At 47.9% G+C, this 566-nt stretch carries 1 protein-coding gene; it reads right to left on the bottom strand.

The genetic code is table 11. The annotated features are described in order from the left end of the window. A partial coding sequence (locus J7380_RS20240) for an RNA-guided endonuclease TnpB family protein (RefSeq protein ID WP_209198710.1) occupies positions 1 to 497 on the bottom strand: 497 nt, incomplete at its 3' end. Positions 498 to 566 lie beyond the last annotated feature (69 nt).

Genomic DNA, 566 nt, shown 5'->3' with positions numbered 1-566 from the left:
TCGCAAAGCAGGGAGACAAAGTAACGACCGGCGCAATCTTTGGAGACTGTCACGGTTGTTGGCTTGTCTGGAATTACCCTGCTCCAGCGAATGTTCAACGGTTCCTTGTGCTTCGCCAGTGTCAACTGACCGTTGACCCACTTGAATGCAGAGCGGGTGTATTCAGCGCTTTGAACAGAGTGTTTCTTCTTGAATGTTGGGTACTTTGCCCTGCCATCCCAGAAGTTTTTAAACCCTGTTTGCAGGTGCCGGAGTGCTTGTTGAGTGGGTACGCAAGAGATTTCGTTAAGCCAGAAATACTCTGGGTTTTTCTTCAGAGCAGTAAGAGCGCTGGACGATTCGTGATAGCCAATGCGCTTTTGCTCGTTATACCAAGCGTCAGACCTGAACCGCAAAGCCCAGTTATAGACAAAACGTACACAGCCGAACGTGTGAGCAAGTTGTCGCTCCTGTTCGGCTGTCGGGTAAAACCTGAATTTGTACGCTTTCTTAATCATTCTCACACAGTAAAGAAATTTTGTGTGAGGGTCAACAATAGAATCAGTACTAGCGGACTGAACGCATTC

The sequence above is a fragment of the Ruegeria sp. R8_1 genome, from assembly GCF_017743815.1.
Classification (GTDB): Bacteria; Pseudomonadota; Alphaproteobacteria; order Rhodobacterales; family Rhodobacteraceae; genus Ruegeria; species Ruegeria lacuscaerulensis_A.
The sequence above is the reverse complement of the archived record's forward strand: the minus strand, read 5'-3'. Positions and strand labels throughout refer to the sequence as shown.